Annotated in this window: 19 protein-coding genes; 15 read left to right on the top strand and 4 right to left on the bottom strand. The window is 67.1% G+C overall.

The window, feature by feature from the left end:
- Positions 1 to 51: 51 nt before the first annotated feature.
- From pyrR to AB0280_RS03340, 13 genes are all read left to right on the top strand, one after another.
- Positions 52 to 639 carry a bifunctional pyr operon transcriptional regulator/uracil phosphoribosyltransferase PyrR gene (gene pyrR, locus AB0280_RS03400; RefSeq protein WP_224026151.1) on the top strand — a complete coding sequence of 196 codons (588 nt, stop codon included), beginning with the start codon at positions 52 to 54 and terminating at the stop codon, positions 637 to 639.
- Positions 636 to 1,661 carry an aspartate carbamoyltransferase catalytic subunit gene (locus AB0280_RS03395; protein WP_366366200.1) on the top strand — a complete coding sequence of 342 codons (1,026 nt, stop codon included), beginning with the start codon at positions 636 to 638 and terminating at the stop codon, positions 1,659 to 1,661. Before pyrR ends, AB0280_RS03395 begins: the two co-directional genes overlap by 4 nt.
- Positions 1,661 to 3,001: a dihydroorotase gene (locus tag AB0280_RS03390; protein WP_366366199.1), complete on the top strand. Its 1,341-nt coding sequence runs from the start codon at positions 1,661 to 1,663 to the stop codon at positions 2,999 to 3,001. Before AB0280_RS03395 ends, AB0280_RS03390 begins: the two co-directional genes overlap by 1 nt.
- Positions 3,001 to 3,519, top strand: coding sequence for a hypothetical protein (locus tag AB0280_RS03385; RefSeq protein ID WP_366366198.1), 519 nt, complete (start codon positions 3,001 to 3,003; stop codon positions 3,517 to 3,519). The genes AB0280_RS03390 and AB0280_RS03385 overlap by 1 nt, the downstream gene beginning before the upstream one ends.
- Positions 3,500 to 4,753 (top strand): glutamine-hydrolyzing carbamoyl-phosphate synthase small subunit, encoded by a 1,254-nt coding sequence (gene carA, locus AB0280_RS03380; RefSeq protein ID WP_307490609.1) that lies wholly within the window; start codon positions 3,500 to 3,502, stop codon positions 4,751 to 4,753. The genes AB0280_RS03385 and carA overlap by 20 nt, the downstream gene beginning before the upstream one ends.
- The gene (gene carB, locus AB0280_RS03375; protein WP_366366197.1) at positions 4,753 to 8,067 is read left to right on the top strand and encodes a carbamoyl-phosphate synthase large subunit; all 3,315 of its coding nucleotides are present in this window, start codon (positions 4,753 to 4,755) and stop codon (positions 8,065 to 8,067) included. The genes carA and carB overlap by 1 nt, the downstream gene beginning before the upstream one ends.
- Positions 8,060 to 8,920, top strand: coding sequence for an orotidine-5'-phosphate decarboxylase (gene pyrF / locus AB0280_RS03370; protein WP_366366196.1), 861 nt, complete (start codon positions 8,060 to 8,062; stop codon positions 8,918 to 8,920). Before carB ends, pyrF begins: the two co-directional genes overlap by 8 nt.
- A gap of 110 nt (positions 8,921 to 9,030) precedes the next feature.
- The gene (gene mihF, locus AB0280_RS03365; protein ID WP_201302514.1) at positions 9,031 to 9,348 is read left to right on the top strand and encodes an integration host factor, actinobacterial type; all 318 of its coding nucleotides are present in this window, start codon (positions 9,031 to 9,033) and stop codon (positions 9,346 to 9,348) included.
- 44 nt (positions 9,349 to 9,392) lie between these two features.
- Complete coding sequence (gmk, locus tag AB0280_RS03360; protein ID WP_366366195.1) at positions 9,393 to 9,986, top strand: guanylate kinase; 594 nt, start codon at positions 9,393 to 9,395, stop codon at positions 9,984 to 9,986.
- Positions 9,987 to 10,001: 15 nt separating this feature from the next.
- Positions 10,002 to 10,262 (top strand): DNA-directed RNA polymerase subunit omega, encoded by a 261-nt coding sequence (rpoZ, locus tag AB0280_RS03355; protein ID WP_026264487.1) that lies wholly within the window; start codon positions 10,002 to 10,004, stop codon positions 10,260 to 10,262.
- A gap of 38 nt (positions 10,263 to 10,300) precedes the next feature.
- Positions 10,301 to 11,539: a bifunctional phosphopantothenoylcysteine decarboxylase/phosphopantothenate--cysteine ligase CoaBC gene (gene coaBC / locus AB0280_RS03350; RefSeq protein ID WP_366366194.1), complete on the top strand. Its 1,239-nt coding sequence runs from the start codon at positions 10,301 to 10,303 to the stop codon at positions 11,537 to 11,539.
- A gap of 76 nt (positions 11,540 to 11,615) precedes the next feature.
- Positions 11,616 to 12,851 (top strand): methionine adenosyltransferase, encoded by a 1,236-nt coding sequence (gene metK / locus AB0280_RS03345; protein ID WP_159631923.1) that lies wholly within the window; start codon positions 11,616 to 11,618, stop codon positions 12,849 to 12,851.
- 124 nt (positions 12,852 to 12,975) lie between these two features.
- On the top strand, positions 12,976 to 15,060 hold the full coding sequence (locus AB0280_RS03340) for a primosomal protein N' (RefSeq protein ID WP_366366193.1): 2,085 nt from the start codon (positions 12,976 to 12,978) through the stop codon (positions 15,058 to 15,060).
- On the opposite strand, the gene AB0280_RS03335 is transcribed toward AB0280_RS03340, so the two are convergent.
- The 4 genes from AB0280_RS03335 to AB0280_RS03320 are packed head-to-tail and all read right to left on the bottom strand — an operon-like array spanning position 15,057 to position 18,926.
- Positions 15,057 to 16,136, bottom strand: a complete 1,080-nt coding sequence (locus AB0280_RS03335) for a glycosyltransferase family 4 protein (RefSeq protein WP_224026144.1) — start codon at positions 16,134 to 16,136, stop codon at positions 15,057 to 15,059. The genes AB0280_RS03340 and AB0280_RS03335 overlap by 4 nt on opposite strands.
- Positions 16,133 to 17,062, bottom strand: coding sequence for an alpha/beta fold hydrolase (locus tag AB0280_RS03330; protein WP_366366192.1), 930 nt, complete (start codon positions 17,060 to 17,062; stop codon positions 16,133 to 16,135). The genes AB0280_RS03335 and AB0280_RS03330 overlap by 4 nt, the downstream gene beginning before the upstream one ends.
- Positions 17,063 to 17,071: 9 nt before the next feature.
- Complete coding sequence (locus AB0280_RS03325) at positions 17,072 to 17,941, bottom strand: aldo/keto reductase (RefSeq protein WP_224026142.1); 870 nt, start codon at positions 17,939 to 17,941, stop codon at positions 17,072 to 17,074.
- A 19-nt stretch (positions 17,942 to 17,960) separates the two neighbouring features.
- Positions 17,961 to 18,926: a sugar-binding transcriptional regulator gene (locus AB0280_RS03320; RefSeq protein ID WP_159631928.1), complete on the bottom strand. Its 966-nt coding sequence runs from the start codon at positions 18,924 to 18,926 to the stop codon at positions 17,961 to 17,963.
- A 125-nt stretch (positions 18,927 to 19,051) separates the two neighbouring features.
- Here AB0280_RS03320 and AB0280_RS03315 point away from each other — a divergent pair, with 125 nt between their 5' ends.
- Entirely contained in the window at positions 19,052 to 20,875 is a 1,824-nt protein-coding gene (locus AB0280_RS03315) for a glycerol-3-phosphate dehydrogenase/oxidase (protein ID WP_224026141.1), read from the top strand.
- Between the two features lie 91 nt (positions 20,876 to 20,966).
- Positions 20,967 to 21,716, top strand: coding sequence for an MIP/aquaporin family protein (locus AB0280_RS03310; RefSeq protein WP_159631930.1), 750 nt, complete (start codon positions 20,967 to 20,969; stop codon positions 21,714 to 21,716).
- The last annotated feature ends 11 nt before the right edge of the window (positions 21,717 to 21,727 follow it).

The raw sequence follows: 21,727 nt of genomic DNA, 5'->3' as shown, positions 1-21,727 counted from the left end.
ACATTCCTTTTTTAATTCCGTCCTGTGAGGCGGGGAAAGGGGAGACGAGCGTTGACATCTGTCACCAGCGCACCGGTTCCAGCCAGGGTTGTCCTCAGCCAGGCGGACATTGACCGGGCCCTCACTCGTATCGCCCACGAGATCCTCGAAGCCAACAAGGGATCCCGGGACCTTGTCCTGTTGGGCATTCCCCGCCGCGGTTACCCGCTGGCTGTCCGGCTGGCCGAAAAGATCGCCGCCGCGGACAACACCGTTGACGCCGCTGCCATTGTGGGCCAGCTGGACGTCACCATGTTCCGTGACGACCTCTCCCACCAGGGGACCCGGCCGCCGTACCCCACCAGGCTGCCCCGCACCGGCATCGACAACAAAGTCGTGGTGCTGATCGACGACGTCCTGTACTCGGGCCGCACCATCCGCGCCGCCCTTGACGCCCTCGTCGACCTCGGCCGCCCCCGTATTGTCCGGCTCGCGGTCCTGATTGACCGGGGCCACCGCGAACTTCCCATCCGCGCAGACCATGTAGGCAAGAACCTGCCCACCTCCTCCGCCGAGAAGGTCCGGGTCCGGCTGGAGGAAACGGACACGTCCGAGGCCGGAGCGCCCGTCAACGAAGTCGTGATTGAGGGCGGCGCATGAAACACCTCCTGTCCACCGGGGACCTCAGCCTTTCGAACGCCATCCGCATCCTGGACACTGCCGAGGAAATGTCGGCCGTGGGGGAGCGGGAAGTGAAAAAGCTTCCGGCATTGCGCGGCCGCACGGTCGTCAACCTCTTCTTCGAGGACTCCACCCGCACCCGCATCTCCTTCGAAGCCGCGGCCAAGCGGCTGTCGGCGGACGTCATCAACTTCGCCGCCAAGGGATCATCCGTTTCCAAGGGCGAGTCCCTCAAGGACACTGCCCAGACCCTGTCCGCCATGGGGGCGGACGCCGTCGTCATCAGGCACTGGGCTTCCGGCGCGCCGCACCGGCTGGCTGCCACCGACTGGATCGACGCCGCCGTCATTAACGCCGGCGACGGCACCCATGAGCACCCCACGCAGGCCCTCCTCGACGCCTTCACCATGCGCCGGCACTGGGCCCGCCTGGCCGGGACCGATTCCCAGGGAACAGACCTCAAAGGCATGCGGGTCGCCATCGCAGGCGATGTCCTGCACTCCCGAGTGGCGCGTTCGAACGTGTGGCTGCTCCGTACCCTTGGCGCGGAGGTCACACTGGTGGCGCCACCCACCCTGCTGCCGGTCGGCGTCGACAAATGGCCCTGCAGCGTCAGCTACGACCTGGACCAAACCCTCGCAAACGGCGTTGACGCCGTCATGATGCTCCGGGTCCAGGGCGAACGCATGAACGCATCGTTCTTCCCGAGCACCCGCGAATACTCGCGCCGCTGGGGCTTCGACGACAACCGGCTCCGGGCCCTCGATGACCTCGGCATGACGGACACCATCATCATGCACCCGGGCCCCATGAACCGTGGCCTGGAGATCAGCGCAGCCGCCGCGGACTCACCCCGCTCCACCGTCCTGGCCCAGGTCCGCAATGGCGTGTCCGTGCGGATGGCCGCACTGTACCTGCTGCTCTCCGGGGACACCCGGGAACCAGCCGCAACCCGGGCGCCGGCTTACGCCGCCGCCCCGTCCACCAAGGAGAGCAACTGATGGCAGGCAACACCGGAACGTACCTTATCCAGGGCGCCGCCATCCTGGGCGGCGACCCCACGGACCTGCTGGTCCGCGACGGCATCATCGCCGAGATCGGCCACGGGCTCTCCGCTGACGGTGCCACCGTCATCGACGCCGCCGGCCTGGTGGCACTCCCCGGCATGGTTGACGTCCACACGCACCTCCGCGAACCCGGCCGTGAAGATGCCGAAACCGTGGAAACCGGAACGCGTGCCGCGGCGCTGGGCGGTTACACCGCGGTCCACGCGATGGCCAACAGCACGCCCGTCGCCGACACCGCGGGTGTGGTGGAACAGGTCTACACGCTGGGCCGCGCCGCCGGATGGGTGGACGTGCGCCCGGTGGGCGCCGTCACCGTTGGCCTGGCGGGGGAGCAGCTGGCTGAGCTGGGCGCCATGGCCGATTCCCGTGCCCGGGTGCGCATGTTCTCCGACGACGGCATCTGCGTCCACGACCCCGTGCTGATGCGCCGCGCGCTGGAATACGTCAAAGCGTTCGACGGCGTGGTGGCCCAGCACGCGCAGGAACCCCGCCTGACCGCCGGGGCCCAGATGAACGAGGGCGACGTCTCCGCCGTCCTCGGCCTCACCGGCTGGCCAGCCGTGGCCGAGGAAAGCATCATCGCCCGCGATGTCCTCCTTGCCCAGCACGTCGGTTCCCGCCTGCACGTGTGCCACGTGTCCACGGCAGGCTCGGTGGAAATCATCCGCTGGGCCAAGGAACGCGGCATCGACGTCACGGCTGAGGTCACCCCGCACCACCTGCTGCTGACCGACGACCTGGTCCGCAGCTACGACCCCGTCTTCAAGGTCAACCCGCCGCTGCGCACCGACGCCGACGTCCAGGCATTGCGCGCAGGCCTGGCAGACGGCACGATCGACGTTGTGGGTACCGACCACGCACCGCACCCCAGCGAGCACAAAGAATGCGAGTGGGCGCAGGCCGCCATGGGCATGACCGGACTGGAAACGGCTCTGTCCGTGGTCCAGCACGCCATGATCGAGACCGGCCTGATGACCTGGGCGGACTTCGCCAGGGTCACCTCCACCGCAGCCGCAAAGATCGGCCGCCTGGCTGACCAGGGCCGCCCTATCGAGGCAGGCGAACCCGCCAACCTGATCCTGGTGGACCCGGAGGCGCGGTGGACGGTTGATCCCTTCACCATGGCCACCATGGGCCGCAACTCGCCGTTCAAGGGCCGCGAACTGCCCGGCAAGGTGGTGGCCACCTTCTTCAAGGGACACCCCACCGTCCTGGACGGCGCCCTCAACAGCCCGCACCCGGATGCCGCCGCAACACCGGCAGGCGTTGCCTGATGGACAAGATCCTTCCCGGACTTGCCATGCTGGCGGTGGCCGGCGTCGTGTTTGTCCTCATCGCCGTGGGGTGGCGCAACCGCCTGAGGCGCCAGTCCGACGTCGAACAGCTTCCCCAGGTGCCCACAGCCCCCGGCGAGCCGACAGCCGCCGCCGAGGGGCAGTACGTGGCCACCACGACGGCCGGTGACTGGCTGGACCGGATCGCGGTGCACGGGCTGGGCATCCGCACCAACTCGACCCTAGCGGTCTACCCCCACGGCGTCCTCTATGAACGCTCCGGCGCTCCTGCCCTGTATATCCCGGCGGCGTCCCTCACCGGCGTCCGGCAGGACAGCGGCATGGCAGGGAAGTTCGTGGAAAAGGACGGCCTGCTGGTGATCGCGTGGACGCACGGCAAGCATGAACTGGACACCGGCTTCCGGACCCGCCTCGCCGCGGACAAGGACGTGCTGTACCAGGCCCTTCAGGAATTGATTTCGTCAGCCCCAGCGGCTGGTGCCACCAGTGGAAAGTAAGACAGTGAAAGCGAATACATTGACAGCAACCACCTCCGCTCCTGTGTCAGCCCCGGCTGCGCTGGTTCTCGAAGACGGGCGCATTTTCCGCGGCACCAGCTACGGCGCCACCGGCACCGCCCTGGGCGAGGCCGTCTTCGCCACCGGCATGACCGGCTACCAGGAAACCATCACCGACCCGTCCTACGCCCGGCAGCTGGTGGTCCAGACCGCCCCGCACATCGGCAACACCGGCGTGAATGATGACGACGCCGAGTCCCGGCGCATCTGGGTGGCCGGCTACATTGTCCGCGACGCAGCGCGCCGGCCCTCCAACTGGCGTTCCGAGCGGTCGCTGGATGAGGAACTGGTGGCCCAGGGCATCGTCGGCATCCAGGGTGTGGACACCCGCGCCATCACCCGGCACCTGCGTGAGCACAAGACCATGCGCGCCGGCATCTTCTCCGGCGAGGCGGCGCAGGGCACCGACAAGGAGCTGCTCGACGCCGTCCTGGCCAGCGCCCCCATGGAGGGTTCGCGCCTGGCCGAGGAAGTCAGCGTCGACGAAGCCTACGTGGTGGAACCGAAGGACCACGGCTGGGAGGGCGAACCCCGCTTCAGCATCGCGGCGATCGACCTCGGCATCAAGGCCATGACCCCGGTACGGTTCGCCGAGCGCGGCGTCCGCGTCCACGTACTGCCTGCCACCGCCACCCTGGAGGATGTCAATGCCGTCAACCCGGACGGCTTCTTCATGTCCAACGGCCCGGGCGACCCCGCCACGGCCGACGCCCAGGTGAAGCTCCTGCGCTCCGTCCTGGATGAGAAGCTGCCCTACTTCGGCATCTGCTTCGGCAACCAGATCCTGGGCCGGGCCCTGGGCTTCGGCACCTACAAGCTCCGCTACGGCCACCGCGGCATCAACCAGCCCGTGATGGACCGCCGCACCGGCAAGGTGGAAATAACCTCCCAGAACCACGGCTTCGCCGTGGACGCCCCGCTCGACGGCGCCACCCAGGCTCCGGAGGCACGCTACGGCCGGGTGGAAGTCAGCCACATCAGCCTGAACGACGACGTCGTGGAAGGCCTCGCCTGCCTGGACATCCCGGCCTTCTCCGTCCAGTACCACCCCGAGGCTGCGGCCGGCCCGCACGACGCCGCCTACCTGTTCGACCGGTTCATCGACCTCATGGGCGACGCCAAGAACGCTGACACCAAGACCGCCACCGACAACAAGACTGAGGACAAGAAGTAATGCCGAAACGTACAGACCTCAAAAGCGTCCTCGTCATTGGTTCCGGCCCGATCGTCATCGGCCAGGCCGCCGAGTTCGACTACTCCGGCACCCAGGCCCTGCGGGTCCTCAAGGAGGAAGGCCTCCGCGTCATCCTCGTGAACTCCAACCCGGCCACCATCATGACCGACCCCGAGTTCGCCGACGCCACCTACGTTGAGCCCATCACCCCCGAGGTGGTGGAGAAGATCATCGCCAAGGAACGCCCCGACGCCGTACTGCCCACCCTGGGCGGCCAGACCGCGCTGAACACCGCCATCGCCCTGGACAAGAACGGTGTACTGGAGAAGTACAACGTGGAGCTGATCGGTGCCAACATCGCCGCGATCGAGCTCGGCGAGGACCGCGAGAAGTTCAAGGGCGTCGTTGAGCGCTGCGGTGCCGAATCCGCCCGCAGCCACATCATCCACACCATGGACGAGGCGTTCGCGGCAGCACAGGACCTGGGCTACCCGATGGTGGTCCGCCCGTCCTTCACCATGGGCGGCCTGGGCTCCGGCCTGGCCTACAACGAGGATGACCTGCGCCGCATCGTCGGCCAGGGCCTGCAGTACAGCCCCACCAGCGAGGTCCTGCTCGAAGAGAGCATCCTGGGCTGGAAGGAATACGAGCTCGAAATGATGCGGGACAAGAACGACAACGTGGTTGTCGTCTGCTCCATCGAAAACTTCGACCCCGTGGGCGTGCACACCGGCGACTCCATCACCGTGGCCCCGGCGCTGACCCTCACCGACCGCGAATACCAGAAGCTGCGCGACGTTGCCATCGCCGTCATCCGCGAGGTGGGTGTCGACACCGGCGGCTGCAACATCCAGTTCGCCATCGACCCGGCCACCGGCCGCGTGGTGGTCATCGAGATGAACCCGCGCGTATCCCGTTCTTCGGCACTGGCGTCAAAGGCCACCGGCTTCGCCATCGCCAAGATTGCCACCAAGCTATCGCTCGGCTACACCCTGGACGAGATCCCCAACGACATCACGCAGAAGACCCCTGCGTCCTTCGAACCCACTTTGGACTACGTGGTGGTCAAGGTCCCGCGGTTCGCCTTCGAGAAGTTCCCGGCGGCGGACAACACCCTCACCACCACCATGAAGTCCGTCGGCGAAGCCATGGCCATGGGCCGCAACTTCACCGAGGCCCTGCAGAAGGCCCTGCGCTCCCTGGAGCAGAAGGGCTCGCAGCTGGACTTCAGCAGCGTCCCGGAATGGGAAGTCGCCGAACTCATCGAGAAGGCGAAGCGCCCCACTACGGAGCGCCTCCACCAGGTCCAGCGCGCCCTCCTGGGCGGCGCCACCGTGGAACAGCTTTTCGAAGCCACCAAGATCGACCCCTGGTTCCTGGACCAGCTCCAGCTGCTCAATGAGATCTCCCACAAAATCCGCCAGGCCGGCGCCTTGACCGCCGACATGCTTAAGCGCGCCAAGCGCCACGGCTTCTCGGATGAGCAGATCGGTGCCCTGACCCACAACTCCGAGGCAGTGGTCCGCGGCGTCCGGCAGGCCCTGGGTATCCGCCCCGTCTACAAGACCGTGGACACCTGCGCCGCGGAGTTCGCCGCCTACACGCCGTACCACTACTCGGCCTACGACGAGGAGGACGAGGTCGCGCTGCACTCCAAGCCGTCCATCATCATCCTCGGCTCCGGCCCCAACCGCATCGGCCAGGGCATCGAGTTCGACTACTCCTGCGTCCACGCCTCCATGGCGCTGCGCAAGGCCGGCTACGAGACCGTCATGGTCAACTGCAACCCGGAAACCGTCTCCACCGACTACGACGTCTCCACCCGCCTGTACTTCGAGCCGCTGACGCTCGAGGACGTGCTGGAGGTCATCGCGGCCGAGGAACGCACCGGCGGCGTCATGGGCGTGTTCGTCCAGCTCGGCGGCCAGACCCCGCTGAAGCTCGCGCAGCAGCTCGCCGATGCCGGAGTGCCGATCCTGGGCACCTCACCGGAGGCCATCGACCTCGCCGAGCACCGCGGCGCGTTCTCCCGCGTCCTGGACAAGGCCGGCCTGGTGTCGCCCAAGAACGGCACCGCCGTCTCCTTCGAGGACGCCAAGAAGATCGCCGACGAGATCGGCTACCCCGTCCTGGTCCGCCCGTCCTACGTCCTGGGCGGCCGCGGCATGGAAATCGTCTACGACGAGCCCAACCTCTCGCGCTACATCGCCAACGCCACCGAGATTACCCCTGACCACCCGGTACTGATCGACCGGTTCCTGGAGGACGCCGTCGAAATCGACGTCGACGCCCTCTTCGACGGCACCGACATGTACCTGGGCGGCATCATGGAGCACATCGAGGAAGCCGGCATCCACTCCGGCGACTCCGCCTGCGTCCTGCCGCCCATCACCCTGGGGAGCAACGTCGTCGAACGCGTCCGGGTGGCAACCCGTGCCATCGCCGAAGGCGTGGGCGTGCGCGGCCTGATCAACATCCAGTTCGCGCTGGCCTCGGACGTGCTGTACGTCCTGGAAGCCAACCCCCGCGCCTCGCGCACCGTGCCGTTCGTGTCCAAGGCCACCGGCGTCCAGATGGCCAAGGCCGCTGCCCTCATCGGCACCGGCGTGACCATCAACCAGCTCCGCAGCGCCTACAAGATGCTGCCGGAAACCGGTGACGGCTCAACCCTGCCGCTCGACGCCCCCGTGGCCGTCAAGGAAGCAGTACTGCCGTTCAGCCGGTTCCGCACCCTTGAAGGCAAGGTGGTGGACTCCCTGCTCGGACCGGAAATGCGCTCCACCGGCGAGGTCATGGGCATCGACAAGCACTTCGACACCGCCTTCGCCAAGAGCCAGGCCGGCGCCAACAACGCCCTGCCCACCGAAGGCAAGGTGTTCGTCTCCGTGGCCAACCGCGACAAGCGTTCCGTGATCATGGGCGTCAAGCGGCTCTCCGACCTCGGCTTCGAGATCGTCTCCACCGGCGGGACCGCCGACGTCCTGCGCCGCAACGGCATTCAGGCCACCCCGGTGCGCAAGGTTGCCGAGGGCAGCAGCGCCGAGGGGGAGGGCACCATTGCCGACCTCATCGTGGCCGGCGAGATCGACATGGTCTTCAACACGCCCTCCGGCGGCGAAGCCCGCAGCGACGGCTACGAGCTCCGCGCCGCGGCAACGTCCATCGGCATTCCGTGCATCACCACGGTGGCCGAGTTCAACGCCGCCGTCCAGGCCATCGAAGCCATGCGCACCTACGAGTGGTCTGTCACCAGCCTGCAGGAGCACGCAGCAGCGCTGGCCGATTCGCAGAAGGCGGCCCTGCAGCATGCCTGAGCAGGCAGCCACTGCCGGCCGGGAGTCCTTTGGCTCCCGGCTCGGCGCGGCCATGGCCGCCCGTGGTCCCCTTTGCGTTGGCATTGATCCCCACCCGGCGCTGCTGAAGAGCTGGGGACTGGACGACGACGCCGCGGGGCTTCGGCGGTTCTCGCTGACGGTCCTGGAGGCAGTGGCTTCGCTCGCTGCCGCCGTGAAGCCCCAGGTGGCACTTTACGAACGCCACGGTTCTGCCGGCATGGCGGTGCTGGAGGAGGTCCTGGCCACGGCCCGGGACGAATCCGTACTCAGCATCGCCGACGCCAAGCGCGGCGACATCGGATCCACCATGGCCGCCTATGCCGACGCGTGGCTGCGCGACGAGTCTCCGCTCGCGGCGGACTCCGTCACGCTGAGCCCCTACCTCGGCTTCGAGTCCCTTCGCCCCGCGCTGGACCTCGCGGCGGAAACCGGGCGGGGTGTGTTCGTGCTGGCATTGACGTCCAACCCCGAGGGCGCCTCCGTCCAGCACGTGGGCGGAAAGGATTCCGTGGCCCGCAGGATCACGGAGTCCGCGGCAGCGGAGAACTCCCGGTATCCCGGAAGCCTCGGTTCCGTTGGCCTGGTGGTCGGCGCTACGGTCGGCAGCGCCCTGGAAGACCTGGGACTGGACCTTGCTGCGGTCCGCGGCCCCGTCCTGGCGCCTGGCCTCGGGGCCCAGGGGGCAACACCGGCTGACCTGCGGGCCACCTTCGGCGCTGCCTACCCGCTGGTCCTGGGAACGTCCAGCCGCGACATCCTGTCGGCGGGACCGGAAACCCGGGGCCTGCGCGAGGCCGCGCTGCGGACGCTGGACGGACTGCGGGGCGAATAGGCCTGCAATTGTCCGGATGCATTGATTCAGGCTGCACCAGAGGGTAGTTTCAGGACAGGTCCAAGGGCGGCCGCCCTTGGATGAATCCGCCGACTTCGGGGGTGTCCGTGATGGTCCTGCGACCTCTATCTGCGTCTGAACGGGCCGACGCCCTGGGCAAGGCGGCAGCAGCCAGGGCAACCCGTGCCGCCGCCAAGGAAAGCCTCCGGAATGGCGACAGGTCGGCGGCGGACATCATCAGCTCCGCGCTGGAGGACGACGCCCTGGCCCGCATGCGGGTTTCTGAACTGCTCGAAGCGCTGCCCGGCATCGGAAAGGTGCGTGCCGCAGCCATCATGCAGCAGCTGGGGATCGCAGCGTCCCGCAGGGTCCGGGGCCTGGGCGTCCACCAGCGCCGGGCGCTGGTAGATTTTATAGACGAGCACTGAGGCAGGCGGCGCCTGCCCTTCCCCAACCGTGGCAAAAGGAATACGTGAGCAAGAAACCTGGACTGACAGTCCTCGCAGGTCCGACGGCTGTTGGCAAAGGCACCGTGTCCACCTATATCCGGGACAATTATCCGGAGGTTTGGCTTTCCGTCTCAGCCACCACCCGGGCGCCCCGGCCGGGCGAGGTGGACGGTGTCCACTACTTCTTCAAGAGCAAGGACGAGTTCGAGCGGCTCATTGCCGAGGGTGAACTCCTGGAGTGGGCTGTTGTGCACGGCCAGAACACTTACGGCACGCTGAAGAGCACCGTGAATGCGGCCATCGCGGAAGGCCGGTCCGTGCTGCTGGAGATCGATCTGCAGGGTGCACGCCAGGTCAAGGCAGCCGTTCCGGACGCCCAGTTCGTCTTCCTGGCCCCGCCCACCTGGGACGAGATGGTGCGCCGGCTGGTGGGCCGTGGCACCGAAACTCCCGAAGAACAGCAGCGGCGCCTGGAAACCGCTAAACTGGAACTTGCTGCTGAACCGGAGTTCGACCATACCGTCATCAATGACGACGTCCGCCGGGCAGCGGACGAGCTTGTTTCACTCATGGGGCTGACACCGCATCCACACCTGCCGGAACCGTCAGCCCGCTAGGAATTTGGAGAATTCGTGTCCACGAACCTTGAAGGCATCATCAACCCGCCGATCGACGATCTGCTGAAGGTAGCTGATTCCAAGTACGGCCTGGTGATCTTCGGTGCTAAGCGCGCTCGTCAGATCAACGCTTATTACGCCCAGCTGCACGAGGGCCTGTTCGAATACGTCGGCCCCCTGGTCGACACCAAGTTGAACGAAAAGTCGCTCTCGATCGCACTGCGCGAGATCAACGAAGGCAAGCTGGTTTCCACGCCGATCGAAGCCGCAGAGTAATCCTGCCGCTGAACTGACTTGCTGTTGACGGAGGTCACGTGCGCATAGTCCTCGGAGTCGGGGGAGGGATTGCCGCCTATAAGGTGGCATCGCTCCTCCGGCTTTTTACTGAAGCCGGCCATGACGTCACCGTGATTCCCACGGAGGCGTCCACCCGCTTCATCGGCACCGCCACCTGGGAGGCGCTGTCCGGAAACCCGGTCAGCAACAGCGTTTTCGATGACGTGCACCTGGTCAACCATGTCCGCCTGGGCCATGAGGCAGACCTGGTGGTTGTGGCACCGGCCACGGCGGACCTCCTGGCAAAAGCTGCCACCGGCCAGGCCGGGGACCTGCTGACCAACACGCTGCTGATGGCGCACGGGCCCGTGCTGTTCGCACCCGCGATGCACACCGAAATGTGGCAGCACGCGGCAACCCGCGCCAACGTCGAAACGCTCCGCAGCCGCGGCGCCGCCGTCCTGGAGCCGGCCTCCGGAAGGTTGACCGGCGCAGACTCAGGCCCGGGCAGGCTCCCGGAACCGCAAGTGATCTTCGACGCAGCCATGGCGCTGGTCCAGGGACAGTCCGATTACCAGCTGCCGCTTGCGGGCCGCACCGTAACCATCAGCGCCGGCGGCACCCGCGAACCGCTGGACCCCGTACGATTCCTGGGCAACCGCTCTTCCGGCAAGCAGGGCGTGGCCCTGGCGGTCGCTGCCCGGAACGCCGGCGCCACCGTGCGGTTGCTGGCCGCCCACATGGACGTTGCGCCCCCGGCCGGGGTGGAGGTGGTCCGCGTGGAGACCGCCCTGCAGCTCCGGGAAGCTGCGCTGGACGCCGCTGCGGACTCCCACGTCGTCATTATGTCCGCCGCTGTGGCCGACTTCCGCCCGGCCGATGTCTCGGACACCAAGATCAAAAAGCGGGACGACACCGCAGATCCCGTCATTACCCTGCTCCGCAACCCCGACATCCTGCAGGAGCTCGTGGAACAGCGCAATGCCGCTGCGTCGGCAGCCGGGCAACTCATCGTCGGCTTCGCCGCGGAAACCGGGGACAGCGAGGGCGACGTCCTGGAGTATGCGGAGGCAAAACTGCAGCGGAAGGGCTGCGACCTGCTGGTGGTCAACCACGTGGGGACGGACAAGGTCTTCGGGCAGGACTCGAACTCCGTGGTCATCCTCTCCCGCTCCGGCTCCGAACCACAGGAAGCGTCGGGAACCAAGACTGAGGTTGCCGAGACCATCATTACCCGCATCAGCTTTGAACTGAACCGGGTTTCACCCCGGACCTGAGTGTTCCGCACCACGTTTGCTTCGCGGGAAGACATCTCCCGCAGGGCCGGCGTGCTCCAACCAGTAAGGTAGTTGAGTGACTTTACCGCTGCACCTTCCCCAGTCCCATGGGGCCACGCCCTCCGCGCTCCGGCTCTTCACGTCCGAGTCGGTCACCGAAGGCCACCCGGACAAGATCTGTGACCAGATCAGCGACGCCATTCTGGACGCGCTCCTGGCCGCCGACCCCGAATCCCGTGTTGCCGTGGAAACCATGGCGACCACCGGCCTGGTGCACGTGGCGGGCGAAGTCACCACCGACGCCTACGTCGAAATCCCGCAGATCGTCCGCGAGACCATCCTCGGCATCGGCTACGACTCTTCAGCCAACGGTTTTGACGGTGCCCGCTGCGGCGTGTCCGTATCCATCGGCCAACAGTCGAATGACATCGCCGGCGGCGTTTTCAACTCTCTGGAAGCCCGCGAAGGCCGCCAGGAAGACGATTATGACCTCCAGGGTGCGGGCGACCAGGGCCTGATGTTCGGGTACGCCAGCGACGAGACCCCTTCCTACATGCCCACGCCCATCTGGTTGGCCCACCGGCTCTCCGAACGCCTCACCGACGTCCGGAAGACGGGTCAACTGGCCTACCTCCGCCCGGACGGCAAGACCCAGGTCACCGTGGGCTACGACAAAGACGTTCCGGTATCCGTTGAAACCGTGGTGATCTCCAGCCAGCACGCCGAGGGTGCGAGCCTTGAGCAGCTGCGCGCCGACCTCGCCGCCATCGTCATTGAGCCGGTCCTCGCCGCCGCCAACCTGGACATTTCCCGCACCGCGAACATCCTCAACCCTGCGGGTGAGTTCGTTATCGGCGGCCCCGTGGGAGACGCCGGCCTCACCGGCCGCAAGATCATCGTCGACACGTACGGCGGCATGGCCCGCCACGGCGGCGGCGCCTTCTCCGGCAAGGACCCGTCCAAGGTGGACCGCTCCGCTGCATACGCCATGCGCTGGGTCGCCAAGAACGTGGTGGCCGCAGGACTGGCGAAGCGTGCCGAGATCCAGATCGCCTACGCCATCGGCCAGGCCCGGCCCGTGGGAACCTACGTGGAGACGTTCGGCACCGAGACCGTGGACCCGGCCCGCATCAGCGAAGCCATCGCGGAAATCTTCGATCTCCGTCCGAGGGCGATCATCGACGCCCTCGACCTGAAGCGCCCCATCTACGCCAAGACGGCTGCCCACGGGCACTTCGGCCGCGACGAACCCGACTTCACGTGGGAACGCCTTGACCGGGTGGATGATTTGAAGGCTTTCTTCAACGCCTAGCCGCGCTGCAGCTACAGTCCCACGGCGCAGGCAGGAATCCCTCGGGGCAGGCTGGAAGTCCACTGTCAGTGCCCCGTGTTTTGCTGTCCCTGTCCAACCCGGCAGCTGAACGGAGGTAACCGCAGTGGTTGCTGACAGTTCCGTGCAGCCGTCCCTGCTGCAGGGCTTCCCGGCACGCACCCTCCCCACTGGCGTTGCCGTGGCAGGGCACCTTCCCGTGGCCCGGGTCCTTGTTGAGTCTTCGCTGCCCCATCTGGACCGGCCCTTTGACTATGCGGTCCCGGCTGCGCTGGACCAGGCAGCCCAGCCAGGTGTCCGGGTCAAGGTCAAGTTCAACGGCCAGGACCTCAACGGATTCCTCCTTGAACGGGTCGCTGAGTCCGACGCCGGACACACCCTGGTGCCGCTGGCAAAAGTGGTGTCGCCGGTTCCGGTCCTCACGCCTGCCGTCAAGGACCTCGCTGCTGCCGTTGCTGCACGGTATGCCGGCACCGTCAGCGACGTCCTCCGCCTTGCGGTGCCGCCCCGGGTTGCCAGGCTGGAGAAGGACTACCCTGCGTCCCTGGACACCGGGGACGCGGAAGGCGTTCCCGTTCTGCCAGGTGCCCCCGGTGTTTCATCGTGGGCACCGTACCGCACCGGCGCTGCCTTCCTCAAGCACCTGGCCGCAGGGGGCGCCCCCCGCGCCGTTATCAATCCGCTGCACGGGTACGGGCCCACCGGTTGGCCGGACCTGCTGGCGCAGGCCGCAGCTGCCGCTTATGCCTCAGGCCGGGGCGCGCTCCTGGTGGTGCCCGACTACAGGGACCTGGACCGCGTCGAGGATGCCCTGAAGGGCCTGGTGCCGGAGGAGGCCGTGGCCAGGCTCACGGCCGACGACGGTCCCACGCCGCGCTACCGGAACTTCCTGCGCCTGCTGGCCGGCCGGGCCAAAATTGCAATCGGAACGCGGTCGGCGGCCTTCGCCCCGGTGCAGGACCTGGGGCTGGTTGCCTGCTGGGACGACGGCGACGACCTCCACATCGAGCAGCGCGCACCGTATGCCCACGCCCGGGAGGTCCTGCTCCTGCGGGCAGAACAGGAGGGTACGTCCTGCCTCCTTGCCGGACACGCCCGCAGCACCGAAGTCCAGCGCCTGGTGGAGGCCGGCTGGGCCGTCCCCGTGGAGGCCGGGCGGTCCACTGTCCGTGCGTCGGTTCCGCGCGTCGTCAGCACTGCCGACAGCTTCGAGCAGGGCCGGGACCCGTTGGCCACCATCGCCCGCCTGCCGCATGCCGCGTGGCAGGCGGCCAAGGAGGGGCTGGAGCGTGGTCCCGTCCTGGTCCAGGTCGCCAGGGCGGGCTATGCACCTTCCCTTGTGTGTGAGACGTGCCGTGAACCCGCCCGGTGCGCGCACTGCCAGGGGCCCCTGGCTTTGGCCGGCACCTCCGTTTTGCCCCAATGCCGCTGGTGTTCCACCCCCGCCCCGGACTGGAAGTGCTCGCACTGCAGTGGCAGGCGGCTGCGAAAAGGTGCCACCGGCGTCCTGCGAACCGCCGAAGAGCTTGGCCGCGCGTTTCCCGGGACGACGGTCATCACGTCCTCGGGGGACCAGGTGAAGGCCACAGTGGGTGCCGGCAAGGCCCTGGTGGTGGCCACGGTGGGGGCCGAACCCGTTGCAGACGGCGGGTACGCTGCCGCACTGCTGCTGGACGGCGATTCCCTGTTGCGCCGCGAAACCCTCCGCGCGGGCGAGGACACCGTGCGCCGCTGGTTCAACGCAGCCGCCCTGGTGCGTCCCGCCCCGGACAAAGGACTGGTGGTGGTCACGGCTACGGACACCGCTGCCACGGGGGCGCTGCTGCGGTGGGATCCGGCCGGCTACGCCCACCGTGAACTGTCCCTGCGGATGGAACTCCAGCTTCCACCGGCGGTGCGCATCGCATCGGTGACAGGGCCGCGGGCCGCCGTCGAACACTACACGGGTGCGGTGGAAGCGGACCTGGCTGGCTCGGGCATCGCGGTGCGTACGGCTGGCCCCGCGCCGCTGCTGCTCACCGCACCGCCCTCCGGCAGGCGCACGGCCGAGGACGTCCGGACCCTGTTGTTCTTCCCGTACGGCCAGGCTGCCGCCGTCGTCCGCGTCCTGCGGGTAACCCGGGCAGCCGTGGCTGCAAAGCGGACCTTGGACCCCGTGCAGCTGCGGCTCGATGGCGTGGACGTCCTCTAGGCCCGGCGCCTTTTCGCCACGACCTCATGCGCGGCATCCACCAGCTGGCGCGCCGATTCATCCCAGCTGAACTCCGCCGCGCGCGCAATCGAACGCCGGGACATGTCCTGCCAGTGCACGTCGTCCTGGAGCTGACCCACAGCGTCCGCGAACTGCCCGGGGGACTCCGGATCCACGTACAGCGCGGCGTCCGCCCCGACTTCGCGGAAGATGGGAATCTCGCTGGCGATCACGGGCGTACCCACCGCCATCGCCTCCACCAGCGGAAGGCCGTACCCCTCCGCTTTGGACAGGCTCACCAGGGCCGTGGCCCGTCGCAGGAGCCCGTCATACTCAGCATCGGTCACACCGTTATGGAACATCACCGAGGCGCCCGCAGGCACGATGGCTTCGAGTTCAGCCCGGCGTTGCGGCGTGATCCGGCTGAGGAGGTGAAGGGTGTAGCCGGGCAGCCCGGCCATGCCGGCCACCATGGTTTCCACGTTCTTGTACGGCATGAACGACCCCATGTAGATGATCGTTTTGTCCGCGCCGGCGGCGGGGTCGCGGGGTTCCTGCGCCGGCTGCGGTGCGTTGGCGATGATGCGCACGGGCCTGCGCGTCAGCCGGTATTTGGCCATCAGCGCCGCCGTGGTCTGGCTGATCGTTGCCACGGTATCGGCCCGGTTGAGGAGCACGCGCTGGGGCCAGAAAGCCTTGTGGTAGAGACGCCACAGCAGCCGGACCGGGGCCGGCAAGAACCCCGGGGGAGCGGGGTGCTCGTAATAGATGAGGTCGTGCAGGGTCAGGATCAGCCCGTATTTCCGGCCCCAGGTGCCCATGGTCTGCATGGGGCAGACCACCACGTCCGCTCCTGTGGCGTTGACTTGCCGGGCAACGAACAGTTCCAGCGGCGAGAGCGGGCTGCTGATGAGCGTGTAGGGAACGTCCGGCAGCAGGGCAAGCTGCCGCTCGTCGGACACCAGCATGGAGACGTCCGCGATCTTTGCCGTGGCAGCAATCAGGCTGGCTCCATAGCGGCTGATGCCGTCGTGGTGGTCGGTACGGGTGAACCGTGCATCAATGACGATCTTCACGCGGGATGGTCCTTAAGGAAGCTGCGGATGTAACGGGCGGCCGGCTCAGGCGTCTCGTAGTGGATCAGGTGCCCGACGCCGGGAATCACCTTCAGCTCCCCGTCGGGAAGCAGCTCCAGGAGGCGGTGCTGGTTGGGGAGGGTGGCGATTTCATCCTTTTCGCCGGCGACCAGCAGCACGGGCAGGTCCAGCTGGCCGGCCACCTCCGCCACATGGTTGCTGACGGAGGCGGTGAAGGACTCCAGGAGGCTGTCCCGGTCGGCAAAGGAACTGAAGTAGGCGTAGTGCTGGCCGTGGATGAAGGCCCGCAGCTCCCGGTCGCGGGTCTTGGCCATGGTCCCGCTCATGACCCGGACGATCAGCGGATTGCGCAGCAGAGCCAGTCCCGGGCCGCGGGGAAGCCGTGCCGCGAGCTGGTAGTACAGCACGGCCAGGCGGGTCATCACGCCCTTTGGACCCTCCAAAGCCGGAGCTGCGATGGGGTTGATCAGGATCAGGGGACGCACGGCCTGCGGGTTGTTGGCCACGAAGTGCGAGGCCACGATGGACCCGAACGAGTGTCCCAGCAGCACGGTGTCTGGCCCCAGGCCCTGGCTGGCCATGAAGCCGCTGATGAACTGTCCGTAGCGCTCCACGGAGTGGGGGCCCCGGGCAAATGCGTCCGAACTGCCGAAGCCCGGAAGGTCCGGCATGATGATGCGCATGTCCGGAAGCTGGTCGGCCACGCGAAGGAGTCCGTGGTGGTCGCCGCGGAATCCGTGGACCACCAGGATGGTGCGGGTTTCCGGGGTCTCCTCGACGGGCTCATAGGTCCAAAAAGCCACTGTGCTGCCGTCAAGGCTCACGGTGGACGCGGAGGTGCGGGCGGCAAGGCCGGCACTCAGGTACGCAGGCGCAGGGGAAGGCCCCGGGTTCACGGTATCCATGGCGGAGGCCTAGTTGACGTTGTCCGGATGCGACCCGGTCCGCTGCCCGCGGTCCAGCGCCTTGATGGCCACCAGGTCGCGCCCGGAGAGCTCGAAACCGAAGACGTCGAGGTTCTCCCGGATCCGGGCTTCAGAGCTGGCCTTGGGGATGGCAATATGTCCCAGCTGCATGTGCCAGCGGAGGATCACCTGCGCAGGGGTCCGGCCGTGCTCGGCGGCGCAGGCCTGGATGACGGGATCGGCCAGCACCTGGCCGCGGCCCAGCGGGCTCCACGCTTCGGTCCGGATGCCCAGTTCCGCATGCTTGCTGCGGAGTTCCTCCTGCTGCAGCCATGGGTGGAGTTCGATCTGGTTGACGGCGGGGACTACCTCGGCGCTTTGCAGCAGGCGGTCAAGGTGGGCGGGCTGGAAATTGCTGACGCCGATGGCGCGGACCCTCCCCTCCCGGTAGAGCGTCTCCAGGGCGCGGTAGGTTTCGGGGAACAGGCCCCGCCGGGGGCACGGCCAGTGGATGAGGTACATGTCCACATAATCCAGTCCAAGGTTGACCATGGAATCGTCGAAGGCGCGCAGCGTCGCATCGTAGCCGTGGTGGTCATTCCACACCTTTGTGGTGATGAACACGTCTTCGCGGGTCAGGGACGGAAAGAGTTCGCCTGAGCCGCCGCTGCCGGTCCCCGCGTCCAGCTGGGAACTGATGCCGCGCGCCACGCCGGTTTCGTTGCCATACATGGCGGCGGTATCGAAATGCCGGTAGCCGGCGGCGAGCGCGGTGGCCACCAGCCCTTCCGCGTCTGCTGCCGGCACCTTGTACAGCCCAAAGCCGAGCTGGTCTATCAGCACGCCGTTGTTCAGGCTGAGCCGGGGTGAGGTTCTCATGGCAACGACTCTACCCACTTCAGCTGGTGAGGCCCTCGTAATCCACCAGGCGGCGTGCGGTGGCTTCGTCGAGGATCAGGTCCGTGGCGAGCCGTGCTGCCAGTGCCCCGCGCAGGCCGTTGATCTTCGAGACCCCTGACACCACGCAGATCCTCCGGCGCACCTCCCGGAGCTGGGCGAGGGACGGGCCGGTGGACCGTTCGTTCAGGACGATCCCGTCAGAGGACCCATCGGCCCGGAAGAACACTGTGGCAACGTCGCCCACCACGTCTGAGTTGGCCAGGGCATTGAGGTCGTCTTCGTCGAGGTACCCGCCGGCGTACACGTGGCTGGGATAGTCGGCGTGCACGGATCCGACGCCGAATATGGCGATGCTCATCTTTGCCTGCAGTTCCAGGACGCGCTGCACGCTGCGCTCGTTCCACATGGCTGTCTTGGTGGCGGCATGGTCGAAGAACGCCGGGACGGGGAACTGCTCCACCCGTGCCCCGTAGGCGCTGCCGAACCGGCGCATGATGTCGCTTGCGTAGGTAATGCCTGTGGTGTGCATGTTCCCGGCCCCGTTGAGCTGGACGATCACACTGTCGTGGGTGATCTTCCGGGTGAGGTGCCGGCTCACCGCGCTGAGCGTCGATCCCCAGGCCACGCCGATGATGGCGTTGGAGTCCACCAGGGGTCCGATGGTCCGCGCAGCCTGCATGGCCACCCGGTCCAGGGTCTCAGCCTCATTGAGTGTTCCGAGGATGGGAACCACGTGGACATCCAGGTTGTACCGGCGCCGGATCATGCCCTCCAGCTCGGGTCCGGTGTCCAGCGGGTTGCGGATCTGGATCTGCACCAGTCCCGACTCCCGTGCCGAGGACAGAAGCCGGGAAACGGTGGACCGGGACGTCCGCAGCTCGCGGGCGATCGCATCCATGGTGAGGTCCTGCAGGTAATACATTTGTGCAGCTCGGAGGGCATCCTGGTCCCGGGAAAGTGCCATCTCACTTCCGTTCTGCACGTTTGTGCATAGTGCTTGACTCCATTTTCCATTTCTCCAAACAATAGAGCAGAACGGCGGCGCCACCCAGCGGTGACCGCATCACACAAAGCCCCAAGGGAGTCGTTTTGGGACCCAAGGATTCAACTGTCCAACCATCTGTCAGTGCGCCCCGGCCAGGAGCCGAACGCGCATCGGTCCACAGCCTGCGGCGCCGGCCGCACGCAAAAGTCCTGGTGGTTGGCGGCGGCATCAACGGAGTGGGCACGTTCCGTGACCTGGCACTGCAGGGCGTCGATGTGGCGCTCGTGGAGCGCGGTGACTACTGCCAGGGTGCAAGCGGCGCGTCCTCACACATGATCCACGGTGGCATCCGCTACCTCGAAAACGGGGAGTTCCGCCTGGTCCGGGAATCCGTGGTGGAGCGTAACCGCCTGCTGAAGATCGCCCCGCACTACGTCAAGCCGCTGCAGACCACCATCCCGATCTTCAGCACCTTCTCCGGCATCCTCTCCGCGCCGCTGCGCTTCCTCACTCACAAGCAACAGGGCAAGCCCAAGGAGCGCGGCGCGTTCCTCATCAAGGCGGGCCTCAGCCTCTACGATTCGTTTTCCCGCGACGGCGGCACGGTGCCCCGGCACCAGTTCCGCACCCACAAGGCAGCCCTTCAGGAACTGCCCGCCCTCCGGCCCGACGTCAAGTACACCGCCACCTACTTCGACGCCTCGGTGCACAACCCTGAGCGGCTGACCCTCGACGTCCTGCAGGATGGCGAGAAGGCGGGCCGGGCAGGCAACGCGCAGGGAACCAGCACGCAGGGTGACACGGCCCGTGCCAGCAACTACCTCTCGCTGCAGTCCATGTCTTCCACCCCGAACCCGGGCACCGGCCGGGGGAGCACTGTCCGGCTCCGCGACGAACTCACCGGGGAAGAGTTCGATTTCACTGCGGACATCATCGTGAACACCACCGGGGCGTGGGTGGACCTGACCAATGGGGCCATGGGCGCAGCCTCCGCCTTCATGGGCGGAACCAAGGGCTCCCACATCGTGCTGGACCACCCGGGCCTGCTCGCCGCCTGCCGGGGCCGGGAAATCTTCTTTGAGCACACTGACGGCCGGATTGTCCTCATCTACCCCATGGGTGACCGGGTGCTTGTGGGCACCACGGACGTCGACGCGGACATGTCAGAGGACGCCATCTGCACGGACGAGGAAATCGAATACTTCTTCGACCTCATCGGCCACGTCTTCCCGTCCATCGACGTGACCCCAGACGACATCGTCTATACGTTCTCGGGCGTCCGCCCCCTGCCGAGCCATGACGCCACCCAGCCGGGCTTTGTCTCCCGGGACTACCGCATCGAACGCCGCGCGTCCGGAACAAACGGAACCGGCGCCGTCGTGCTGAGCCTGGTGGGCGGCAAGTGGACCACCTTCCGCGCCCTCGCAGAACACCTGACCAACGATGTCCTCTCCGAACTCGGCGTGCAGCGCAGGCTTTCGACCGCGCAGCTTCCCATCGGCGGCGGTGCGGGCTTCCCTGCCGACGAAGCAGGCGTTCAGAAGTGGATCAAGGCCCACATGGCCGCCGGCCGCGACGCAGACCGCACGGCCGGGCTGCTGACGCGCTACGGGACCCGGGCCGAAGCCGTCATCGAATACCTTGATGCCGAGCCTGACCAGGCCCTTCGGTCCACACGGGAACTCAGCGTCCGCGAACTGGAATTCATGGCGGCAAACGAGCAGGTGGGGCACCTGGTGGATGTCCTCGTCCGGCGCACCTCCCTTGCATTCCGGGGGCTCGTGACCGGAGAGCTGCTCAACGAAGTGGCGGAGGTGCTGTCCGTCCCGCTCAAGTGGGACAGCGCAACCCGCGCCGCTGAGATCAAGCACGCCCAGGACGTGCTGCAGCGTTTCCACCGCGTGGAAACGCACAGCCTGGTCTCCTAAGGCCAGGCGGCCGGCCGGGGCGTGCCAGCGTCCCGGCCCCACGGTCCTTCACCCGCGGAGGACCGACAACTAAACAAAGAAGGAGTCAAAGATGTCTCTAGGAATAGTCTTCCTCTCCGAAGTCTTTGGCACGGGCATGCTGACCCTGTTGGGTTGCGGCGTCGTTGCCAACGTGGCTTTGCGGGGGACAAAAGGCAACAACGGCGGTTTCCTGATGGTCACATGGGGGTGGGGAATCGCCGTCTTCGCGGGTGTCTTCGTCGCCGCCAAGTCGGGCGCGCACCTCAACCCGGCCGTCACCCTCGGCCTGCTGCTCAACGGCAAGCCGGAATACGCTCCGGGAGTCGCCGTCGACTTCGCCTCCACCCTGACCTACTTCGGGGGCGAGCTTCTGGGCGCCTTCCTCGGCGCCGTGGTCTGCTGGCTGGCCTACAAGCAGCACTTCGATGACGAGCCGGAGCCTGCCGGCAAGCTCGGGACCTTTTCCACCGGCCCGGCCATCCGGTCCACCCCCTGGAACCTGATCACCGAGATCATCGGCACTTTTGTCCTGGTCTTCGTCATCCTCACCCTCGGTGGCACCCCCTCGGGGCTCGGCCCGCTGGCCGTTGCACTGCTCGTGGTTGGCATCGGTGTATCCCTCGGCGGCCCCACCGGCTACGCCATCAACCCCGCCCGTGACCTCGGACCCCGCATTGCCCACGCAGTGCTTCCCATCAAGGGCAAGGGCTCCAGTGACTGGAGCTACTCCTGGATTCCGGTGGTGGGGCCGCTTGTCGGCGGCGCCCTGGCCGGAGTTGTTGCCCGGATCGCCCCGATCATCGTCACCGCCGCTTCCTAAACCCCCGGCAC

Source organism: Pseudarthrobacter sp. 902506025 (assembly GCF_040702325.1).
Lineage (GTDB): Bacteria > Actinomycetota > Actinomycetes > Actinomycetales > Micrococcaceae > Arthrobacter.
The sequence above is the reverse complement of the archived record's forward strand: the minus strand, read 5'-3'. Positions and strand labels throughout refer to the sequence as shown.

What these genes read in the sequence shown, in the direction of transcription:
- AB0280_RS03395 (WP_366366200.1), top strand. Translation starts at nt 636, where the DNA reads ATGAAACACCTCCTGTCCACCGGGGACCTCAGCCTTTCGAACGCCATC.
- AB0280_RS03390 (WP_366366199.1), top strand. Translation starts at nt 1,661, where the DNA reads ATGGCAGGCAACACCGGAACGTACCTTATCCAGGGCGCCGCCATCCTG.
- AB0280_RS03385 (WP_366366198.1), top strand. Translation starts at nt 3,001, where the DNA reads ATGGACAAGATCCTTCCCGGACTTGCCATGCTGGCGGTGGCCGGCGTC.
- carB (WP_366366197.1), top strand. Translation starts at nt 4,753, where the DNA reads ATGCCGAAACGTACAGACCTCAAAAGCGTCCTCGTCATTGGTTCCGGC.
- pyrF (WP_366366196.1), top strand. Translation starts at nt 8,060, where the DNA reads ATGCCTGAGCAGGCAGCCACTGCCGGCCGGGAGTCCTTTGGCTCCCGG.
- mihF (WP_201302514.1), top strand. Translation starts at nt 9,031, where the DNA reads ATGGTCCTGCGACCTCTATCTGCGTCTGAACGGGCCGACGCCCTGGGC.
- AB0280_RS03330 (WP_366366192.1), bottom strand. Translation starts at nt 17,062, where the DNA reads ATGGATACCGTGAACCCGGGGCCTTCCCCTGCGCCTGCGTACCTGAGT.
- AB0280_RS03325 (WP_224026142.1), bottom strand. Translation starts at nt 17,941, where the DNA reads ATGAGAACCTCACCCCGGCTCAGCCTGAACAACGGCGTGCTGATAGAC.
- AB0280_RS03320 (WP_159631928.1), bottom strand. Translation starts at nt 18,926, where the DNA reads ATGGCACTTTCCCGGGACCAGGATGCCCTCCGAGCTGCACAAATGTAT.
- AB0280_RS03310 (WP_159631930.1), top strand. Translation starts at nt 20,967, where the DNA reads ATGTCTCTAGGAATAGTCTTCCTCTCCGAAGTCTTTGGCACGGGCATG.